The sequence below is a fragment of the Salmonella sp. 741265073_HBA genome (assembly GCF_046569105.1).
Lineage (GTDB): Bacteria > Pseudomonadota > Gammaproteobacteria > Enterobacterales > Enterobacteriaceae > Salmonella > Salmonella enterica.
The window spans coordinates 145,831-164,528 of record NZ_JBKFRY010000008.1 but is presented as its reverse complement, the minus strand read 5'-3'; the positions used below and the strand labels follow the sequence as shown (position 1 = coordinate 164,528).

Sequence of the window (18,698 nt, the reverse complement as noted above, 5' to 3'; positions counted from 1 at the left end):
GTGGAGAAAGCTCCGACAGCATCCTGCGCTTTAGGCTGTGCCGCGTTGCTTTACGGCGCATTTGACGGTAGCAAATGCGCCCCTCGCGCCTGTCCTGAACAAAAATAGCTGTCAGCGACACTCACAGGCAATTGCAGGACACAGCCTGGATTATTTCAGATCGGCCTGAACCTGATGCAACGGTTTTGCCCACGGGTTTTTCGCCTGCACATCGGCAGGTAAGGTGGACACCGCACGTTTAGCATCTTCTTTCGAAGCATACATCCCCGTTACCAGCACATACCACGGTTGTCCATTACGCGTCGTCTCGTATACCACATAATTTTTCAGGTTCTCTTTCTTCGCCCAACCGTTCAGGTTGTCGTAATTTGAAGAACTACTGAGCTGCAATGTGTAGTGGCTGGATGGCGCGCTCTTTAATGCGCCAACGTTGCCGGCGCTTTTCCCGCCGCCTGCGACAGGCGTCGTCGAGGCTTGCGCTGGCTTCGCGGTTTGTACCGGCGCAGCGCTTGCCGTCGCTGTCGGCGCAGCCGTCGTGGTGGTCGCTTTCGGCGTCGCGGCTGGCGCTGCCGGTTCCGTGCGTTTCACTGGCGCGACCGGTTTCTTCGGTTCCGCAGTGGTGGTTTTCGCCGTGGTCTGCGGTTTCTTAGGTTCAATGACGGCCTGTTTACGTTCCGGACGCGTGGTATGACGCTCACCAGGTTCGCTAACCGCCGCCTGACGCGTCGTGCTGCCATTGCGAACTGGCGCGACGGTTGCAGGCTCTGTCGGCAACGTAGAGTTCACCGCAACATTGTTCATCTGCTCTGGATTCTGCGTCAGCGCATTATTCAGATCGCCCTGCACTTCCACGCGCTGCTGACCGTCAGCGACCACAGGCGACTGTCCCTGCGTCGGCGTTGAAGAAATCGGCGGCAACGAAATATTCTGCGACGTATTGCCCGCGGTTTGTTCTGCGGAGGTGGCGCCCGGCGCAGGCTGGGTCGCATTCGCCTGATCGGCGGCGTTACCGGAAAGATCGATACTCTTTTCGCCAGAGGCCGACGGCTCGCTGGAAGACGTTGAGGGGGCTTTCAGCGCGGAGCCGATACCGATAATCAATAGCAGCAGCACCAGTACACCAACGCCCATCATCATGTACTGACGAGAGGCTGGCTTATGGGCCGCTTTTTTACGCTTACGTGGACGGCGTTCAACACGCTCTTCGTCCACCATATCGTCTTCATCGGATTCGTACTCTTCTTCAACTTCAGGTTCTTCACTACGCGCTTTACGCGTACGCGTCGGACGGCGATCGTCGGCATCCAGATCAACGTCATCAAAGTTGATCTGCGGCTCATTATCGCGTTCTGAAGATTGACGAGAACGACCAGTACGACGATCGCTGGGATCGGGTTTCAGCTCGTCTTCTGGTTTGAATTCATCCATTTAACACCCCACTCAAAGGTTAATGCTTACGACATTGCACATAACCTGAAGCTAAAAGACTGACATCTACGCAATATCAGTCTGACCTTTCTTGTTGTTACGCCTGCTGACAGTCAGCAATCGCGCTAAGAACGACTTCGTGCGACACTCCGCCGCGCACTTCACTTTTCCCTATGGCCAGCGGAAGCACTAAACGCAGCTCCCCCGCTAACACTTTTTTATCTCGCAGCATGTGCGGCAAATAGTCCTGCGCGGACATCTCGCAAGGGCCATTGACTGGCAACCCGGCCCGTTCGAGTAGAGCGATGATGCGCTGCGTATCAGCAGAACTGAACTGCCCCAAACGCTCGGATGCGCGCGCAGCCATCACTATACCTGCGGCAACGGCTTCACCATGTAACCAATTGCCATATCCCATTTCCGCTTCAATGGCGTGGCCAAAGGTATGTCCAAGATTCAGTAAAGCACGTAAGCCCGCTTCACGCTCGTCGGCGGCAACAACTTCGGCTTTCAGCTCGCAACAACGACGAATACAGTACGCCATCGCCGGGCCGTCCAGACGCAATAGCGCATCCAGATTATCCTCAAGCCAGGTGAAGAAGTCTGCGTCGAGTATAATGCCGTATTTGATCACCTCTGCCAGTCCCGATGCCAGTTCACGTGCGGGAAGCGTTTTCAGGCAATCAAGATCGACAACCACAGAAGCGGGTTGGTAAAACGCGCCAATCATGTTTTTGCCAAGGGGATGGTTGACGGCGGTTTTCCCGCCCACGGAAGAATCAACCTGCGACAGTAAGGTAGTTGGCACCTGGATGAAACGTACGCCTCGCTGGTAGCTGGCCGCCGCAAAACCGGTGAGATCGCCAATCACGCCGCCGCCAAGCGCGACCAGCGTGGTATCACGACCATGCGGTTTTTTCAGTAACGCCGTAAACACCGTATCCAGCACCGTCAGGCTCTTATACTGCTCGCCGTCAGGAAGAATCACGCTGTCTACGTTAACGCCCGCCCGTTCGAGTACGCCGCGAACCTTGTCCAGATAAAGCGGCGCCAGGGTTTCGTTGGTCACTAACATGACCTGATCGCCTGATTTCAGCGGCAAGAATGAAGCTGGTTCGTTAAACAAACCAGCCGCGATGGTGATCGGGTAACTACGTTCCCCGAGAGTGACTGTAATCCTCTCCATGACGCGACATCCACCTTAGTTACTTGTGCCCGCTTACCCAGCGTATTCTGCTTGAATTAGTTGCTTTCCAGCATATGAATAATCTGGTTTGCCACAACCTTAGCGCTTTGATCGTCGGTGCGAATGGTGACGTCGGCAATCTCTTCGTACAGCGGATTGCGTTCGTTAGCCAGCGCTTCCAGAACTTCGCGAGGCGGCGCTTCAACCTGCAACAGCGGGCGTTTTTTATCACGCTGCGTGCGCGCCAGTTGTTTTTCGATGGTCGTTTCAAGGTAGACCACGACGCCACGCGCGGAGAGACGGTTACGCGTTTCACGCGATTTTACAGAGCCACCGCCGGTTGCCAGCACAATACCCTGTTTTTCCGTCAATTCGTTGATAACTTTTTCTTCACGATTACGGAAGCCGTCTTCACCTTCAACATCGAAGACCCAGCCCACATCAGCTCCGGTTCGTTTCTCAATCTCTTGATCAGAATCGTAAAATTCCATATTGAGTTGTTGAGCTAACTGGCGCCCAATAGTGCTTTTTCCGGCACCCATAGGCCCAACCAGAAAGATATTGCGTTTCTCTGCCATTTTTTCGGTACTACTAAGACTATTCGTTAATGGTAAACCCGCTTCACAGACACCCAGCGCAGCAGGACATGAACTGAAACCTCATAAGATATTGCGAGAGTCAGACTGAAAATTATCTCAATACTCAAGCGGGTTTGGCAACTGAATAAATCACCAAGCCTGATTGTTGCAAAACCCGAGTTAGCGTTGCCGGATGGCGACCAGAACAACATATCCGGCCTACAAATTGCTCTACTTTCAAACAATTGTGCGCAATCCGCAGAACCAATACGTCTGCATCAGCGGACATTCAGCCGTTTATCATCGGTCTTATGCACACCTTCGGCAAGGCAAAGCGCATTAATCAATGCGTCAGCAACGAAAAGCACGACTCTCAAATCGGTACTCCTTGTATGCTAAATACATCCGCACGTCAAATCCCGCAGATGCGTTCAGTGCAAAAACAGCGCTTTTTTATGCATAAATTATTCTGTCGCCACCAGTCTGGGGGTGATAAACACCACTAATTCGCGTCGCTCGTCCTCTTTGCCGTCATGGCGGAAGAGCTGACCAAGCCAGGGAATATCCCCCAACAGCGGCACGCTATCGCTACCCGATTTATTTTTTCGCGAAAAAATGCCGCCCAGCGCCAGCGTCTCGCCGCTTTTTACCTCTACCTGCGTTTCAATTTCCTGTTTATCTATCGCCAGCACTTCGCCGTCAGCCTGTTGTAGTACCTGACCGGGAACATTCTGGCTGATATGTAACTTCAGGCGGATGCGCCCTTTTTGCAAAACGGTGGGCGTCACCTCCATTCCCAGCACCGCTTCTTTAAATTCAACGGAGGTCGCGCCGCTTTCGCCGCTGGAAACCTGATAAGGAATTTCGCTGCCTTGCTTGATACTGGCTGGCTGCAGATGGGAAGCCAGCAGCCGGGGGCTGGCGATAATATCCAACTGCTGCTTTTGCTCCAGCGCTGACAGCTCTAAATCCAGCAAGCGTCCGTTAATGCGCCCGATATTAAACCCGACGCGTGAGGTGGCGGCGGCGACGGATAAATCACTGGAAAGCGTCGTCACGTCACCCACCGCGCCCGCTTGCGTCGCGTCAGCCAGCGTCCACTTTACGCCCAGTTCCCGTAGACTCTTTTCGTTAATGGTGACGATATGCGCCGCCAGCTCCACCTGCGCCACCGGCAGATCCATTTGCGATACCCATTTTTCCAACTCCGCCAGGGCCGCGCGGTTATCGCGCAACAGCAGGCGGTTGGTGCGCTTATCTACCATGATGGTTCCTTTCGCGCTCAGGAGTTTCTCGCCCGCTTTCGCCAGTTCGCCGGCATCGGCGTATTGCAGGCTAATGCTGCGGTTTTCCAGCGGTAAATTAGCCTGAAGCCTTAACCGCTCGGCATCCTGCCGCGCACTGTGTTCTTTCTGCCAGGCCTGTGAATGAACATGGAGAATATTCCCCTCCTGACGCAGCACCAGCCCCGCGCTATTGACCACCGTCTGTAGCGCCTGTTTCCATGGCACATCCGTCAGATGTAGCGATAATGTCCCGCTGACGTCCGGCGACACCACCAGATTCTGCCGCTCCTGCTCGGCTAAAGCCTGCAAAACCTGCACCACAGGGACGTCATCAACCACCAGCGTCACTTTCGCCGCTTTTCCCGCCTGCGCGGCGGGCATCAAGGCTATCAGTATTATGGCTATCCATCGCTTCATTGTCCGCTCCCTGACGTAGCCACCGCCACTGCGGCGGCGCACAATTTTTACCGGTCGTTAACGTTAAGGCTTCCGCCGTCAGGCGGACAATCGTCCAACCGTTTTCCAGCGTCTGCCCTTCTTCCACTCGTCGCCATTTTTGCTGACTGTCTTTAAGAATGCCTGTCCATCGCTCGCCTTTACGCACCGCGCCCTGATACCGCCACTGCGAGAGTTCCGCTATCCGGCAGCGATCTTCCGGCGGGCGGAAGGGATCGCGCATTCCCGTCAACGTCAGCAAACAAAAACAGAGCAATACACTGCGGCTAGCCTTCATTCGCCAGGCGCTCCAGTTGCAGAGTCATCAATAATTCCGCCCCCTCTTTACGCAATGAAAACCGACTTACGATCATCTCGCTTTCGGCCAACCGGACAAACAGCGACGGCACCGCATCCCAGGACGTTTTCAGCGCCATTTCTCCCCCCTGCGCCGATGGCTGCCAGTGCAGCAAACGTAGGGGAGGCGCCTGGAAATCTAACGGCGAAAAAGGACGCGGATTTTCAACGGTGCCCCCGAAAAGCGGTTCAGCCGCGACGCTCAGACGGCGCAGATGACGCCACTGTTGCCGGGCGGCCTCGCGCTGCTGGCTTAACCGCGTTTGTTGCGTATCCAACGTCTTCCAGCCGGGATAGCCCACAGATAACGCGACCGTCAGCGTCAGACACAGCACGCCTGCACACCAACAAAAAACCCGACCACGGCGCGACATCCCGTACCAGATATCAAAGAGCGCGTTCACGGGCGGCGCTCCTCGTTAACTGATAATGGAACTGCCAGCGCCCTTGCGCATCCTGCCGCGTGGCGCCCGTGCGGTTTAGCGTAAAACTGACATAGTGACGAAGCGATGTCTCAAGCGTGAGCAGGGCGTCAAACGTTCTCGCCAGCCCTTCCAGCTCTAGCGTCTCTTGCTGATAATTGAGGCTTGTCAGCCATGCCTGCTCTGGCAACAGGTTGGCAAGGTCAATCAACATAGATTGCCAGGCTTGCGTCAGTTCACGCTGCGCCTGACGTTGTAATCGCGCCTGTTGCTGTCGCTGACGCTGCTGCAACTGCGGTATGTTCGCCGCAAGTGCCGTCGTGCGTCCGTTTTCCGCCGTCAGTAGCAGCTCGTTAATCCTCCCCTCCTGCCAAAAAACCAACCGGGCGATCGTCGCGAGGCTTGCTATCAGCAGCAGGGACGCGCCCCATACCACGCACCACAGCCGCAGACGCGCTACATAATGTTGGCGCCGCCAGGGGAGCAAATTGACAGAATGCGCCATCAGCGTATCTCCCCCATGGCTAAACCCAGCGCAATCGCAAAGCGATAACCATCCGGCGGAACCGGCGGTTGGCGGACGGTAACGGCGCGCCAGGGGTCGAATTCGCCTTCGGCGCATAATGAAATATGTTCCGGCACGACGGATAACGTCGCGGCAAGGTCATGCAGCGTCGTCGCCTCGCGCGCCGATTTACGCCCCCACGCATAGCGCGTCGCCCACAGCCACTGGCTCTCATCGCGCCAGACCAGACATTGCCGCCCCGAAGGTATAAACGGCAGCAAGCGCTGTAACGCGCAGGCATCGGGCGTTACAGCAGCGATGCGCACATTGAGCGTTTGCGCCAGCGTTAACAGCTCTGAAATTTCTTTGCTTTGCACGGCGGTAACGTTGAACGCGGGGCTTAACGCATCGTCCTGAAAGTCGAAACGCAATAAGTCCGGATCCATATCCAGCTCACGCGCCATCGTTTGTGAAAGCCATGCGATTTGCTCACGTTCCCGCAGCCGCATCGGCGGATGTGGAAAAGCGCGTTGCAATGTCCGATTTGCGGGAAAAGAGAGATAAATACGGTGACGTAGCGGCAGCTCACGACTCCAGGGTCGCAGTACGTGAGCCAGCGATTGCGGGTCAGGAATCGTACCCTCTGCCGTCGAGGCGTTCATCAGCGGCAGTCGCCACCAACGTTGCAGAGACCAGCCCGATGCGCCGCGAATAACGGCGATGGCCAGCGCTTCATGCTGCTGAATATGCAATCCTATTTGCCAGGTTTTAAAAGCCATAACGGTCGATCTCCTTATCACCCGTCGCGTTAACGGGTATATCAATGCGTCTGGCTTGCCTTTATACTACCGCGCGTTTGTTTATAAACTGCCCAAATGACACTAAATGGGAAATCTCCAGTGAAGTTCGTAAAGTATTTATTGATCCTTGCAGTATGTTGCATCCTGCTGGGAGCAGGCTCGATTTATGGCCTTTATCGCTATATTGAGCCGCAGCTACCTGACGTCGCGACATTGAAAGATGTGCGTTTGCAAATTCCGATGCAGGTTTACAGCGCGGATGGCGAACTTATCGCGCAATATGGCGAAAAACGTCGTATTCCCGTTACGCTCGATCAAATTCCGCCGGAAATGATCAACGCCTTTATCGCCACCGAAGATAGCCGCTTTTATGAGCATCACGGCATTGACCCGGTAGGTATTTTCCGTGCGGCCAGCGTCGCGCTCTTCTCCGGTCACGCATCGCAGGGAGCAAGTACCATTACCCAGCAACTGGCGCGAAACTTCTTCCTTAGCCCCGAACGCACGCTGATGCGCAAGATCAAGGAAGCGTTTCTGGCGATTCGTATTGAGCAGTTGCTGAATAAAAATGAGATCCTCGAACTCTATCTGAACAAGATCTATCTCGGCTACCGCGCCTATGGCGTTGGCGCGGCGGCACAGGTCTACTTTGGTAAGACGGTCGACCAGCTTAGTCTAAGCGAAATGGCGGTTATCGCCGGACTACCTAAAGCGCCTTCTACCTTTAACCCGCTCTACTCGATGGATCGGGCGATAGCGCGCCGTAACGTAGTGCTTTCGCGAATGTTAAGCGAGGGATATATCACTCAGGCGCAGTACGATCAGGCACGTAGCGAACCTATCGACGCAAATTATCACGCGCCGGAAATCGCCTTCTCCGCGCCTTATCTGTCGGAAATGGTGCGCCAGGAAATGTATAACCGTTATGGCGAAAGCGCTTACGAAGATGGTTATCGTATTTACACGACCATCACCCGCAAAGTGCAGCAGGCCGCGCAACAGGCGGTGCGTAATAACGTGCTGGACTATGACATGCGCCACGGTTATCGCGGCCCGGCGAATGTGCTATGGAAAGTGGGCGAAACGGCGTGGGACAGTAAAAAAATTACCGATACGTTGAAAGCGTTGCCAACCTACGGACCGCTGCTTCCCGCCGTGGTCACCAGCGCTAATCCGCAAGAGGCGACCGCTGCGCTTGCCGACGGTACGTTCGTTTCGCTACATATGGAAGGAATGCGTTGGGCGCGGCCTTACCGCTCGGATACACAGCAGGGGCCGACGCCGCGTAAAGTTACCGATGTCGTCCAGACAGGTCAGCAAATCTGGGTTCGTCAGGTGGATAACGACTGGTGGCTGGCGCAGGTACCGGAAGTGAACTCCGCGCTGGTTTCGCTTAACCCGCAAACAGGCGCGGTACTGGCGCTGGTCGGCGGTTTCGATTTTAATCAGAGTAAATTTAACCGCGCGACGCAAGCTTTGCGTCAGGTGGGGTCGAACATCAAACCGTTCCTCTACACCGCCGCAATGGATAAAGGGCTGACACTCGCCAGTATGCTCAACGATGTGCCGATTTCCCGCTGGGACGCCGGGGCAGGTTCAGACTGGCGTCCGAAAAACTCCCCGCCGCAGTACGCCGGACCGATTCGTTTACGCCAGGGGCTGGGGCAGTCGAAAAACGTGGTGATGGTACGCGCCATGCGCGCCATGGGCGTCGACTATGCGGCGGAATATCTGCAACGCTTCGGCTTCCCGGCGCAAAATATCGTGCATACCGAATCGCTGGCGCTGGGCTCCGCCTCCTTCACGCCGATGCAGGTTGCGCGCGGTTATGCGGTGATGGCGAACGGCGGTTTCCTGATCGACCCGTATTTCATCAGCAAGATTGAGAACGATCAGGGCGGCGTGCTCTTCGAAGCGAAACCGAAAATCGCCTGCCCGGAGTGCGATATCCCGGTCATTTACGGCAATACGCAGAAATCCGACGTGCTGGAAAACACCAATGTGGAAGAGGTCGCGGTTTCGCAAGAGCAGCAAAACAGCGCCGTACCGATGCCTGAGCTGGAACAGGCAAACCAGGCGCTGGTCGCGCAAAACGGCACGCAGGAATACGCGCCGCATGTGATCAATACGCCGCTGGCGTTTCTGATCAAAAGCGCGCTGAACACCAATATCTTCGGCGAACCCGGCTGGATGGGTACCGGTTGGCGTGCGGCGCGCGACCTTAAACGTCGCGATATCGGCGGCAAAACCGGTACGACCAACAGCTCGAAAGACGCATGGTTCTCCGGCTATGGTCCTGGCGTCGTCACTTCCGTATGGATCGGCTTTGACGATCACCGCCGTGATTTAGGCCGCACCACCGCTTCCGGCGCGATCAAAGATCAAATCTCCGGCTATGAGGGCGGCGCGAAGAGCGCGCAACCTGCATGGGACGCCTATATGAAAGCCGTGCTGGAAGGCGTGCCGGAACAGCCGCTAACGCCGCCGCCGGGCATCGTCACGGTGAATATCGACCGCAGTACCGGACAACTGGCGAGCGGCGGTAACAGCCGTGAAGAGTATTTCATCGAAGGCACGCAGCCGACACAACAGGCGGTACACGAGGTGGGAACTACCATTATTGATAATGGTGAAACACACGAACTGTTCTGATCAAAAAAGGCGCTCCGGCGCCTTTTTTATTGTGTTTAGCGGATGACGGCGAACGGGGAGACAAACTTTCCGTTGGCTTGATCAACGCCGCGCCATCAGGCAATTCGGCCCTGCGCTTTCAACCACTCGCGTACCAGAAACAGCGCGCTGACGTTGCGGGCCTCGTTAAAATCGGGGTCTTCCAGCAGATCCATTAAATGCGCCAGCGGCCAGCGTACCTGCGGCAATGGCTCAGGCTCGTCGCCTTCCAGCGACTCCGGATAGAGATCTTCCGCCACCACGATATTCATTTTGCTGGAAAAATAAGAGGGCGCCATGCTGAGTTTTTTTAAGAAGGTCAGGTTATGCGCGCCAAACCCGACCTCTTCTTTGAGCTCCCGGTTCGCCGCTTCAAAAACGGTCTCGCCCGGGTCGATCAATCCTTTCGAGAAGCCCAGCTCATAGGATTCGGTTCCCACCGCATACTCACGAATAAGAATCAGATGCTCATCAACGATCGGCACAATCATTACCGCCTCACGGGTTGATGGTCGCATACGTTCATACACGCGACGCACGCCGTTGCTGAACTCCAGATCCACGCTTTCTACGTTAAACAGTCGGGATTGTGCGACGGTTTCCACTTTCAGAATGGTGGGTTTTTGTAATGATTTGCTCATTGTGAGAATCTTTGCAGTGTAATCTGTGGTCATTGTGCGACATACCGCACGGTTTCGGCAATGCGAATTGCCGTTTATTTACATTTATGTAACGTAATAAAAATTAATTCTTATTTCAAATTAAAAGTCAATAGGTTGAAATAACTCCAGGAATTTGCTGATATTCCGTTTTTGGTGGTATTGCTATGATTTGCCTTCACTGGGATGCGCTTTACAATGCTCAAGTTCAACTCCACGCTTGCCGATAGCCAACCACAGAAAAATGTTTATTGGACAGGGTGCGACTGACCACGCCTGACAGACTTAGTAAGATGGGGAAAGCATGAGCACCATTCTGATTTTTATAGCTGCTTTGCTGGCCTGCTCTCTACTGGCAATATGGCGGTTCCGGGTAAAGTCCAGACGAGGGAGCTTACCGTGGATCAGCGCCTTTCAGGACGCGCAAACGCGTAAACTGTTGCCCGAAGAGCGCAGCGCGGTAGAAAACTATCTCGATAACCTTAGCCAGATCCAGCAAGTTCCGGGGCCGACAGGCGCCAGTGCTGCGCCCATCTCGCTGACGCTGAACGCGGAAAGCAACAGTGTCGTGATACTGACCCACTCCATCACCCGCTACGGCATTACCACTGACGATCCTAATAAATGGCGCTACTACCTCGACTCCGTCGAAGTCCATCTGCCGCCTTTCTGGGAACAGTACATCAATGATGAAAACAACGTTGAGCTGATCCTCACGGATACGCTGCCGCTGGTGATCTCTTTAAACGGCCATACGCTGCAAGAGTATATGCAGGAGTCGCGCGGCTACGCGCTACAGAATACGGCCTCTACGCAGGCGTCGATTCGCGGCGAAGAGAGCGAGCAGATTGAGCTGTTGAATATCCGTCAGGAGACCCACGAAGAATATGCGCTCAGCCGCCCGGCTGGCTTGCGCGAAGCGTTGTTAATCGTCGCCTCCTTTTTGTTATTCTTTTTCTGTCTGATAACGCCAGACGTTTTTGTACCGTGGATGATAGGCGGCGCTATCCTGCTGCTGGCAGCCGGACTTTGGGGACTTTTTGCGCCGCCGTCGAAAAGCGCGCTGCGGGAAATTCACTGTCTGCGGGGAACGCCCCGCCGCTGGGGACTGTTTGGGGAGAATAATCAGGAGCAGATTAACAATATTTCGCTGGGCATCATCGACCTTATTTACCCTGCCCACTGGCAACCCTACATTACGCAGGATCTTGGGCAACAAACGGATATTGATATTTACCTTGATCGCCATGTCGCCCGCCAGGGCCGTTTTTTATCCCTGCATGATGAAGTGAAAAACTTTCCGTTGCAGCACTGGTTACGCAGCACTGTTATTGCTATCGGTTCGCTGCTGGTGTTGTTTATGCTGCTGTTCTGGATCCCGCTGGATATGCCAATCAAGTTCACGCTCTCGTGGATGAAAGGCGCGCAAACCATTGAAGCGACAACGGTAAAACAGCTTGAAAAAGCTGGCGTGCGGGTGGGCGATACGCTGCATCTGAGCGGTAAAGGAATGTGTAATATTCATTCCGGCGCGACCTGGAGCGGCCAGTCTAACTCACCGTTTATGCCGTTCGATTGCTCGCAAATCATCTGGAATGACGCGCCTGCGCTACCGCTGCCGGAATCAGACCTGGTGAATAAAGCGATGGCGCTAAGCCAGGCGGTAAATCGTCAGCTCCATCCCAAACCCGAAGACGACTCGCGCGTCAGCGCATCTTTACGCTCCGCGATCCAAAAATCGGGCATGGTATTATTAGATGACTTTGGCGATATTGTTCTGAAAACCGCTGATTTGTGCGCGGCGGAAGACGAGTGCGTGCGCCTGAAAAATGCGCTGGTTAATCTCGGTAACAGTAAGGACTGGAACGCGCTGGTGAAACGCGCGAACGCCGGCAAACTGGACGGCGTCAACGTGCTGCTACGCCCCGTAAGCGCAGAGTCGCTGGAAAATCTGGTCACGACCTCAACGGCGCCGTTTATTTCTCGCGAGACCGCGCGTGCCGCCCAGTCGCTGAATAGCCCCGCTCCCGGCGGATTCCTGATCGCCAGCGATGAAGGCAGCGAACTGGTTGATCAGGCCTGGCCGTCAACGCCGCTGTATGACTATCCCGCGCAGGAACAGTGGAGCGCCTTCCAGCGTCTGGCGCAAACGCTCATGCAGACGCCATTTAGCGCCGAGGGCATTGTCACCAGCGTGTATACCGATGCCAACGGCACGCAGCATATCAGCCTGCATCGTATCCCCGATAAATCCGGCTGGTGGCGTTACCTCGGCACCACGCTGCTGATGCTGGCAATGATAGTGAGCGCGGTCTACAACGGCATTCAGGCGTTCAGACGTTACCAACGCCACCGTACCCGTATGGCGGACATCCAGGAATACTATGAAAGCTGCCTCAATCCCAGGTTAACTGTCTCTCCGGAAAATCTCATCTGATAGCGCCGCCGTGCGACAGGGTATGCTACCCTGTCGCGCAAATTGCGTTACCCTGGAGTTCCCCATGCATATTGATATTGACTGGCAAAACGTGGATACCGTTTTGCTGGATATGGACGGCACGCTGCTCGATCTCGCGTTCGATAACTATTTCTGGCAAAAGCTGGTACCGGAAACCTACGGCGCGCAGCAGGGTATTTCGCCGCAGGACGCGCAGGAATATATTCGCCAGCAGTATCATGCCGTACAGCATACGCTAAACTGGTACTGTCTGGATTACTGGAGCGAGCGTCTGGGTCTGGATATTTGCGCCATGACGACGGCGCAAGGGCCGCGCGCCGTTTTGCGCGACGATACCGTACCGTTTCTGAATGCGTTAAAAGCCAGCGGGAAACGTCGGATTCTGCTCACCAATGCGCATCCACATAACCTGGCGGTGAAGCTGGAGCATACCGGTCTGGCCTCACACCTTGATTTATTACTTTCCACCCACACATTTGGTTATCCCAAAGAGGATCAGCGGTTATGGCGCGCTGTCACTGAGGAAACGGGAATAAGCGCAGAGAAAACGCTGTTTATCGATGACAGCGAACCGATTCTCGACGCCGCCGCCCGGTTTGGTATTCGCTACTGTCTTGGCGTGACGAATCCCGATTCCGGCCTGGCGGAAAAGCACTATACGCGCCATCCGTCCCTGAACGACTACCGCCGTCTGATCCCCTCGCTGATGTGAAGGAGACGCCATGAAAGAAAAGTCCTCCGTTGAGGTCAGACTGGATAAATGGCTGTGGGCCGCGCGTTTTTATAAAACCCGCGCGCTGGCCCGCGAGATGATTGAAGGCGGTAAGGTGCATTACAACGGCCAGCGCAGTAAGCCGAGCAAAATCGTCGAGCTGAACGCAACCCTTACCCTGCGTCAGGGAAATGACGAACGGACGGTGATCGTTAAAGCCATCACCGAACAGCGCCGTCCGGCCAGCGAAGCCGCCGCGCTGTATGAAGAGACGGCGGAAAGCGTGGAAAAACGCGAAAAAATGGCGCAGGCGCGCAAGCTTAACGCCCTGACCATGCCGCATCCGGACAGGCGACCGGACAAGAAAGAGCGCCGCGACCTGTTACGATTTAAACACGGCGACAGCGAATAACTGTCACCCGCAAGAGAGATGATTATGCCGCAACATGACCAATTACATCGTTATCTGTTTGAAAACTTTGCCGTTCGCGGCGAGCTGGTGACCGTTTCGGAAACCTTGCAACAGATCCTCGACAATCATACCTACCCGCAGCCGGTGAAAACCGTACTGGCCGAACTGCTGGTCGCCACTAGCCTGCTGACCGCGACGCTGAAGTTTGCCGGTGACATTACGGTACAGCTCCAGGGCGACGGGCCGTTAAGCCTGGCGGTGATCAATGGCAATAATCAGCAGCAGATGCGCGGCGTGGCTCGCGTTCAGGGCGACATCCCTGACAATGCGGATCTCAAAACGCTGGTTGGCAACGGCTATCTGGTGATCACCATTACGCCGGAAGAGGGTGAACGCTATCAGGGCGTGGTGGGTCTGGAAGGCGATACTCTGGCGGCGTGCCTGGAAGATTACTTCCTGCGCTCCGAGCAGTTGCCGACGCGCCTGTTTATTCGTACCGGCGATGTCGACGGTAAACCGGCGGCAGGTGGAATGTTGCTCCAGGTGATGCCGGCACAGAACGCGCAGGCGGAGGATTTCGACCATCTGGCCATGTTGACGGAAACCATTAAAAGCGAAGAGCTGCTGACGTTACCGGCAAATGACGTGCTGTGGCGTTTGTATCACGAAGAAGAAGTCACGCTCTACGATCCGCAAGATGTTGAATTCAAATGCACCTGTTCACGCGAACGTTGCGCGGGCGCGCTGAAAACATTGCCGGATGAAGAAGTGGACAGCATTCTGGCGGAAGAAGGCGAAATCGATATGCACTGCGATTACTGCGGCAATCATTATCTGTTCAATGCGATGGATATCGCGGAGATCCGTAACAACGCCTCTCCTGCCGATCCACAGGTTCACTAATCGCCTCGTAGTCAGCAACGTCATTGCCTGATGGCACTGCGCTTATCTGGCCTACAGCATCCCGCTCCGTAGGCCGGATAAGGCATTTATGCCGCCATCCGGCAAAAAGCTTACTCGTTGTAGTAATCCACATCCAACCGCTTACCATCAACAATGATATCGCGCCAGGCTTTGGGAGCTGAGTCTAACTGATGCCCGGCAATCGCGTGCAACAGTTGCGTCTTAGAAAACCCGTCCGGCAGTCGGGCTAACGCTTTCTGCGTCCATTTCCCCTCTTTTAAGCCGTAGACCTGGCTCTCGGCAACAATAAAGTTATACAGCACCTGCTCAGGCTGACCGTCACCGTTAAGATCCTGACTCACCAGCACGCAGGCATCCGGTTCAAGGCAGGAAGCGCCCGAATAACTCTGCTCTTTGACAAACGCCCAAAATGCGGCGTCCGGCTTCTGGCTACCGGGCGCAATCATCACCACCCGCGCTAAATCGTCCGCCGTCGGAGAGACCTTATTTCTCTGCAAAAACGTCATCAGTTCACGATTGCGCTTTCTGTTCTGCGTAAACGCATCGTCATCCCGCAACGATTTCAGCGCTTCCTGGCCAGGTTTGCCGCTGTGATCCAGCATATACAGGCTGATCTGATCCGCAGTAATTTTACCGCTATGGTAACGCGCCATATGGCTGTTGACGCTAATACGCCAGACATCAAGTACAGGCGAGGCCAGCAACAGCAATATCACCAGCGTTAACAAAGAGACGCTCAGTATCACCTTGCCTTGCCACTCACCAGGGTCGCGTCCGCGGCGTAACAGACCGATCAGATAACCGAAGGACCATACCAGCAAGACAGACACCGTCAGCGCGCCATACAGACGATCCGGCGTCCAGCCGTATTGCTGAATGCGTACCCATAACGCCCAGCCCGCCAGCAGCATATATATCGGGGCAACGCACAGCGAGGCGCTAATCATGCCGCGTAGTACGCGCGGATAGGGTAATACGCGCTTTTGCGGTTCGTTGACAATCGCCACGAGGAGCAGCAGCATCAGCGTCAGCGTGGATAGCAGCCCCGCAGCGGAAACACGCGCAGAAATCGCCTCCAGTCCGGTAAAGGGTAACGTCACAATAAACAGCAATGCCAGCAGCGACACCACTGGCAGTAAACCCGTCGCGATCAGCGTCAGCAGCTTTTGCACCGCCGCCACAAGGCGCGACTGCGTGCGGGCGAGAATGACCGCCAGCGCCGTAATTAAGCCGATGGTCACATAAATAAAGGCTTCAGTTTCAAAGAAAAGGGTGCTGAAAAAGCGGATGCCCACCAGCCTGAATAGCGCGCTCCAGAGCAGAAGCACCAGCCAGAACAGTCCGTTAGCGACCAGGACGATAAACAATGTCAGTACGTTATGCCATAACCGCAGATAAAACTGGGGATAACGCGCCGAACCGGTTTGCGAATGTAGCTGATATTGCATCCAGGGTAATACCAGCATCGCCATCAACACAAGCCGGAGACCATACAGCCAGAGGAGCTCGGCCAGGCGCCATTTCTCCACCGCCTCAACCTGCCATTTCAGCCAGCCGCTCATTGCCAGCACGACCACAAAGATCAGCCCCAGCCAGCCCCACAGCGCGCGCTGTTTAAAAGAGACCACGGTAAGCAATAGCATTGACGACAACGCTATCGTCGCAGGCATACCATAGAACAGCCAGTCGCTATTTTGTGGTACCAGCCAGGCCATCAGCAGGTAGCACAAGACGCCCTGCAGCAAACCGGTGAGCAACATACCCCAGCGAGTAGTACGTGAAAGCGCTACACTTTCCATGTCGTTATCCAGAATGATGAGAAAGTCGCATTATTGCATCATCTGTTCACCGCCAGGCGTCGTCATGCATAATTCAGAAAAAAACGCAGAGAGGTGAATCGATATTGTTAATGTTGGTGTTACGTAACTTTCTTACATGAATGCGATTACAGTCACATTATGTCGGTCAAAAACACTTCCTTTTAACGTTTTCAGAACATTTTCCACAACAAAAGTAGGTTTCCTGCCATAATAACCGCCGCTGCGTGACAGGAGTCACAGTGTTTTTCGTCAATCGTGATTTTGTCCAGATACGTAAATCTATGAGCCTTGTCGCGGTTAACCAACCTCAAAAAACCTTACTATTTTCGGTAATATATATTGGCTAAGGAGCAGTGATATGCGCGTTAACAATTTAACCCCGCAAGATCTCAAGGCTTATGGTATCAACGACGTCCAGGATATCGTTTACAATCCCAGCTACGACACCCTTTATCAGGAAGAACTTAATCCTGGTCTGGAAGGCTATGAGCGTGGCGTGTTAACTAACCTGGGCGCTGTTACCGTTGATACCGGTATTTTTACCGGTCGTTCGCCTAAGGATAAGTATATTGTTCGCGACGACACCACGCGTGATACGCTGTGGTGGTCCGATAAGGGTAAAGGTAAAAACGATAATAAGCCGCTTTCCCAGGAAACCTGGCAACACCTGAAAGGTCTGGTGACGCATCAGCTTTCCGGTAAACGCTTATTCATTGTTGATGCGTTCTGCGGCGCAAATGCCGATACGCGTCTTTCCGTGCGCTTTATTACGGAAGTCGCCTGGCAGGCCCACTTCGTTAAAAATATGTTCATTCGCCCAACGGACGAAGAGCTGGTAGGCTTCAAACCTGACTTTATTGTCATGAACGGCGCGAAGTGCACCAACCCGCAGTGGAAAGAGCAAGGGCTGAACTCGGAAAACTTCGTGGCGTTCAACCTGACTGAACGTATTCAGCTTATTGGCGGCACCTGGTACGGCGGCGAAATGAAAAAAGGGATGTTCTCGGTAATGAACTACCTGCTGCCGCTCAAAGGTATCGCCTCAATGCACTGTTCCGCCAACGTGGGTGAAAAAGGCGATGTCGCGGTCTTCTTCGGCCTTTCCGGTACCGGAAAAACCACTCTGTCCACCGACCCGAAACGTCGTCTGATTGGCGATGATGAGCACGGTTGGGATGACGACGGCGTGTTCAACTTTGAAGGCGGCTGCTACGCCAAAACCATCAAACTGTCGAAAGAAGCGGAGCCAGAAATTTATCATGCGATTCGCCGTGATGCGCTGCTGGAAAACGTCACCGTGCGCGAAGACGGCACCGTTGATTTCGATGATGGTTCCAAAACCGAAAACACCCGCGTCTCTTACCCGATCTATCATATCGATAACATCGTTAAGCCCGTGTCCAAAGCAGGTCACGCCACCAAGGTTATCTTCCTGACGGCGGACGCCTTCGGCGTGTTGCCGCCGGTTTCCCGTTTAACCGCTAACCAGACGCAGTACCACTTCCTGTCGGGTTTCACCGCTAAACTGGCCGGCACCGAACGCGGCGTCACCGAACCGACCCCCACCTTCTCCGCCTGCTTCGGCGCCGCGTTCCTGACGCTGCACCCGACGCAGTATGCTGAGGTGCTGGTGAAACGTATGCAGGCAGCAGGCGCGCAGGCTTATCTGGTTAACACCGGCTGGAATGGCACCGGCAAACGTATCTCCATCAAAGATACGCGCGCAATTATCGACGCCATTCTGAACGGTTCTCTTGATAACGCGGAAACCTTCCGTCTGCCGCTGTTCGATCTGGCGATCCCGACTGAACTGCCAGGCGTGGATACCCACATTCTTGACCCGCGTAACACCTACGCGTCGCCGGAACAATGGCAGGAAAAAGCCACCGCGCTGGCGAAACTGTTCATTGAGAACTTCGAGAAGTATACGGATACCCCGGCAGGCGAAGCGCTGGTTAGCGCCGGACCGAAGCTGTAAGGAACAGGCCGGATGGCGGCTTTGAACTGCGTCATCCAGCGTTAAGAAGAAAGGGAGGGTAATACCTC

General features: G+C 54.7%; 16 protein-coding genes. 6 read left to right on the top strand and 10 right to left on the bottom strand.

The genetic code is table 11. The features are described 5' to 3' along the window. Positions 1–150: 150 nt before the first annotated feature. From damX to ACLD3P_RS13105, 8 genes are all read right to left on the bottom strand, one after another. On the bottom strand, positions 151–1,428 hold the full coding sequence (gene damX / locus ACLD3P_RS13140) for a cell division protein DamX (RefSeq protein ID WP_411006489.1): 1,278 nt from the start codon (positions 1,426–1,428) through the stop codon (positions 151–153). 97 nt (positions 1,429–1,525) lie between these two features. Beyond that, positions 1,526–2,614 carry a 3-dehydroquinate synthase gene (gene aroB, locus ACLD3P_RS13135; protein ID WP_000439820.1) on the bottom strand — a complete coding sequence of 363 codons (1,089 nt, stop codon included), beginning with the start codon at positions 2,612–2,614 and terminating at the stop codon, positions 1,526–1,528. 56 nt (positions 2,615–2,670) lie between these two features. Then, entirely contained in the window at positions 2,671–3,192 is a 522-nt protein-coding gene (aroK, locus tag ACLD3P_RS13130) for a shikimate kinase AroK (RefSeq protein ID WP_000818621.1), read from the bottom strand. 464 nt (positions 3,193–3,656) lie between these two features. Beyond that, a complete protein-coding gene (hofQ, locus tag ACLD3P_RS13125) occupies positions 3,657–4,895 on the bottom strand; it encodes a DNA uptake porin HofQ (protein ID WP_017441586.1) in 1,239 nt (412 codons plus the stop codon). Continuing rightward, the gene (locus ACLD3P_RS13120; protein ID WP_000648140.1) at positions 4,810–5,211 is read right to left on the bottom strand and encodes a HofP DNA utilization family protein; all 402 of its coding nucleotides are present in this window, start codon (positions 5,209–5,211) and stop codon (positions 4,810–4,812) included. Before ACLD3P_RS13120 ends, hofQ begins: the two co-directional genes overlap by 86 nt. After that, positions 5,201–5,674 carry a hypothetical protein gene (locus ACLD3P_RS13115; RefSeq protein ID WP_134944500.1) on the bottom strand — a complete coding sequence of 158 codons (474 nt, stop codon included), beginning with the start codon at positions 5,672–5,674 and terminating at the stop codon, positions 5,201–5,203. The genes ACLD3P_RS13120 and ACLD3P_RS13115 overlap by 11 nt, the downstream gene beginning before the upstream one ends. Then, a complete protein-coding gene (locus tag ACLD3P_RS13110) occupies positions 5,658–6,197 on the bottom strand; it encodes a PilN domain-containing protein (RefSeq protein ID WP_111761321.1) in 540 nt (179 codons plus the stop codon). Before ACLD3P_RS13110 ends, ACLD3P_RS13115 begins: the two co-directional genes overlap by 17 nt. Continuing rightward, the gene (locus tag ACLD3P_RS13105; protein WP_134944499.1) at positions 6,197–6,976 is read right to left on the bottom strand and encodes a DNA utilization protein HofM; all 780 of its coding nucleotides are present in this window, start codon (positions 6,974–6,976) and stop codon (positions 6,197–6,199) included. Before ACLD3P_RS13105 ends, ACLD3P_RS13110 begins: the two co-directional genes overlap by 1 nt. 120 nt (positions 6,977–7,096) lie before the next feature. Here ACLD3P_RS13105 and mrcA point away from each other — a divergent pair, with 120 nt between their 5' ends. Continuing rightward, entirely contained in the window at positions 7,097–9,649 is a 2,553-nt protein-coding gene (gene mrcA / locus ACLD3P_RS13100) for a penicillin-binding protein 1A (RefSeq protein WP_411006490.1), read from the top strand. A 95-nt stretch (positions 9,650–9,744) separates the two neighbouring features. Here mrcA and nudE read toward each other — a convergent pair whose 3' ends face one another. Continuing rightward, positions 9,745–10,308, bottom strand: coding sequence for an ADP compounds hydrolase NudE (gene nudE, locus ACLD3P_RS13095; RefSeq protein WP_000045725.1), 564 nt, complete (start codon positions 10,306–10,308; stop codon positions 9,745–9,747). Between the two features lie 322 nt (positions 10,309–10,630). Here nudE and igaA point away from each other — a divergent pair, with 322 nt between their 5' ends. The 4 genes from igaA (at position 10,631) to hslO (ending at position 14,811) form a co-directional block, all read left to right on the top strand. Next, on the top strand, positions 10,631–12,763 hold the full coding sequence (gene igaA, locus ACLD3P_RS13090; protein ID WP_000104092.1) for an intracellular growth attenuator protein IgaA: 2,133 nt from the start codon (positions 10,631–10,633) through the stop codon (positions 12,761–12,763). 64 nt (positions 12,764–12,827) lie between these two features. Continuing rightward, positions 12,828–13,496, top strand: a complete 669-nt coding sequence (gene yrfG / locus ACLD3P_RS13085; protein WP_001520508.1) for a GMP/IMP nucleotidase — start codon at positions 12,828–12,830, stop codon at positions 13,494–13,496. Positions 13,497–13,506: 10 nt separating this feature from the next. Then, positions 13,507–13,908 carry a ribosome-associated heat shock protein Hsp15 gene (hslR, locus tag ACLD3P_RS13080; protein WP_000660719.1) on the top strand — a complete coding sequence of 134 codons (402 nt, stop codon included), beginning with the start codon at positions 13,507–13,509 and terminating at the stop codon, positions 13,906–13,908. Positions 13,909–13,932: 24 nt separating this feature from the next. After that, positions 13,933–14,811, top strand: a complete 879-nt coding sequence (gene hslO, locus ACLD3P_RS13075) for an Hsp33 family molecular chaperone HslO (RefSeq protein ID WP_001135571.1) — start codon at positions 13,933–13,935, stop codon at positions 14,809–14,811. A gap of 110 nt (positions 14,812–14,921) precedes the next feature. Here hslO and ACLD3P_RS13070 read toward each other — a convergent pair whose 3' ends face one another. Then, positions 14,922–16,631, bottom strand: a complete 1,710-nt coding sequence (locus ACLD3P_RS13070; protein WP_411006491.1) for a DUF4153 domain-containing protein — start codon at positions 16,629–16,631, stop codon at positions 14,922–14,924. A 379-nt stretch (positions 16,632–17,010) separates the two neighbouring features. On the opposite strand from ACLD3P_RS13070, the gene pckA reads away from it, so the two are divergent. After that, positions 17,011–18,630, top strand: coding sequence for a phosphoenolpyruvate carboxykinase (ATP) (gene pckA / locus ACLD3P_RS13065; protein WP_411006492.1), 1,620 nt, complete (start codon positions 17,011–17,013; stop codon positions 18,628–18,630). Positions 18,631–18,698 lie beyond the last annotated feature (68 nt).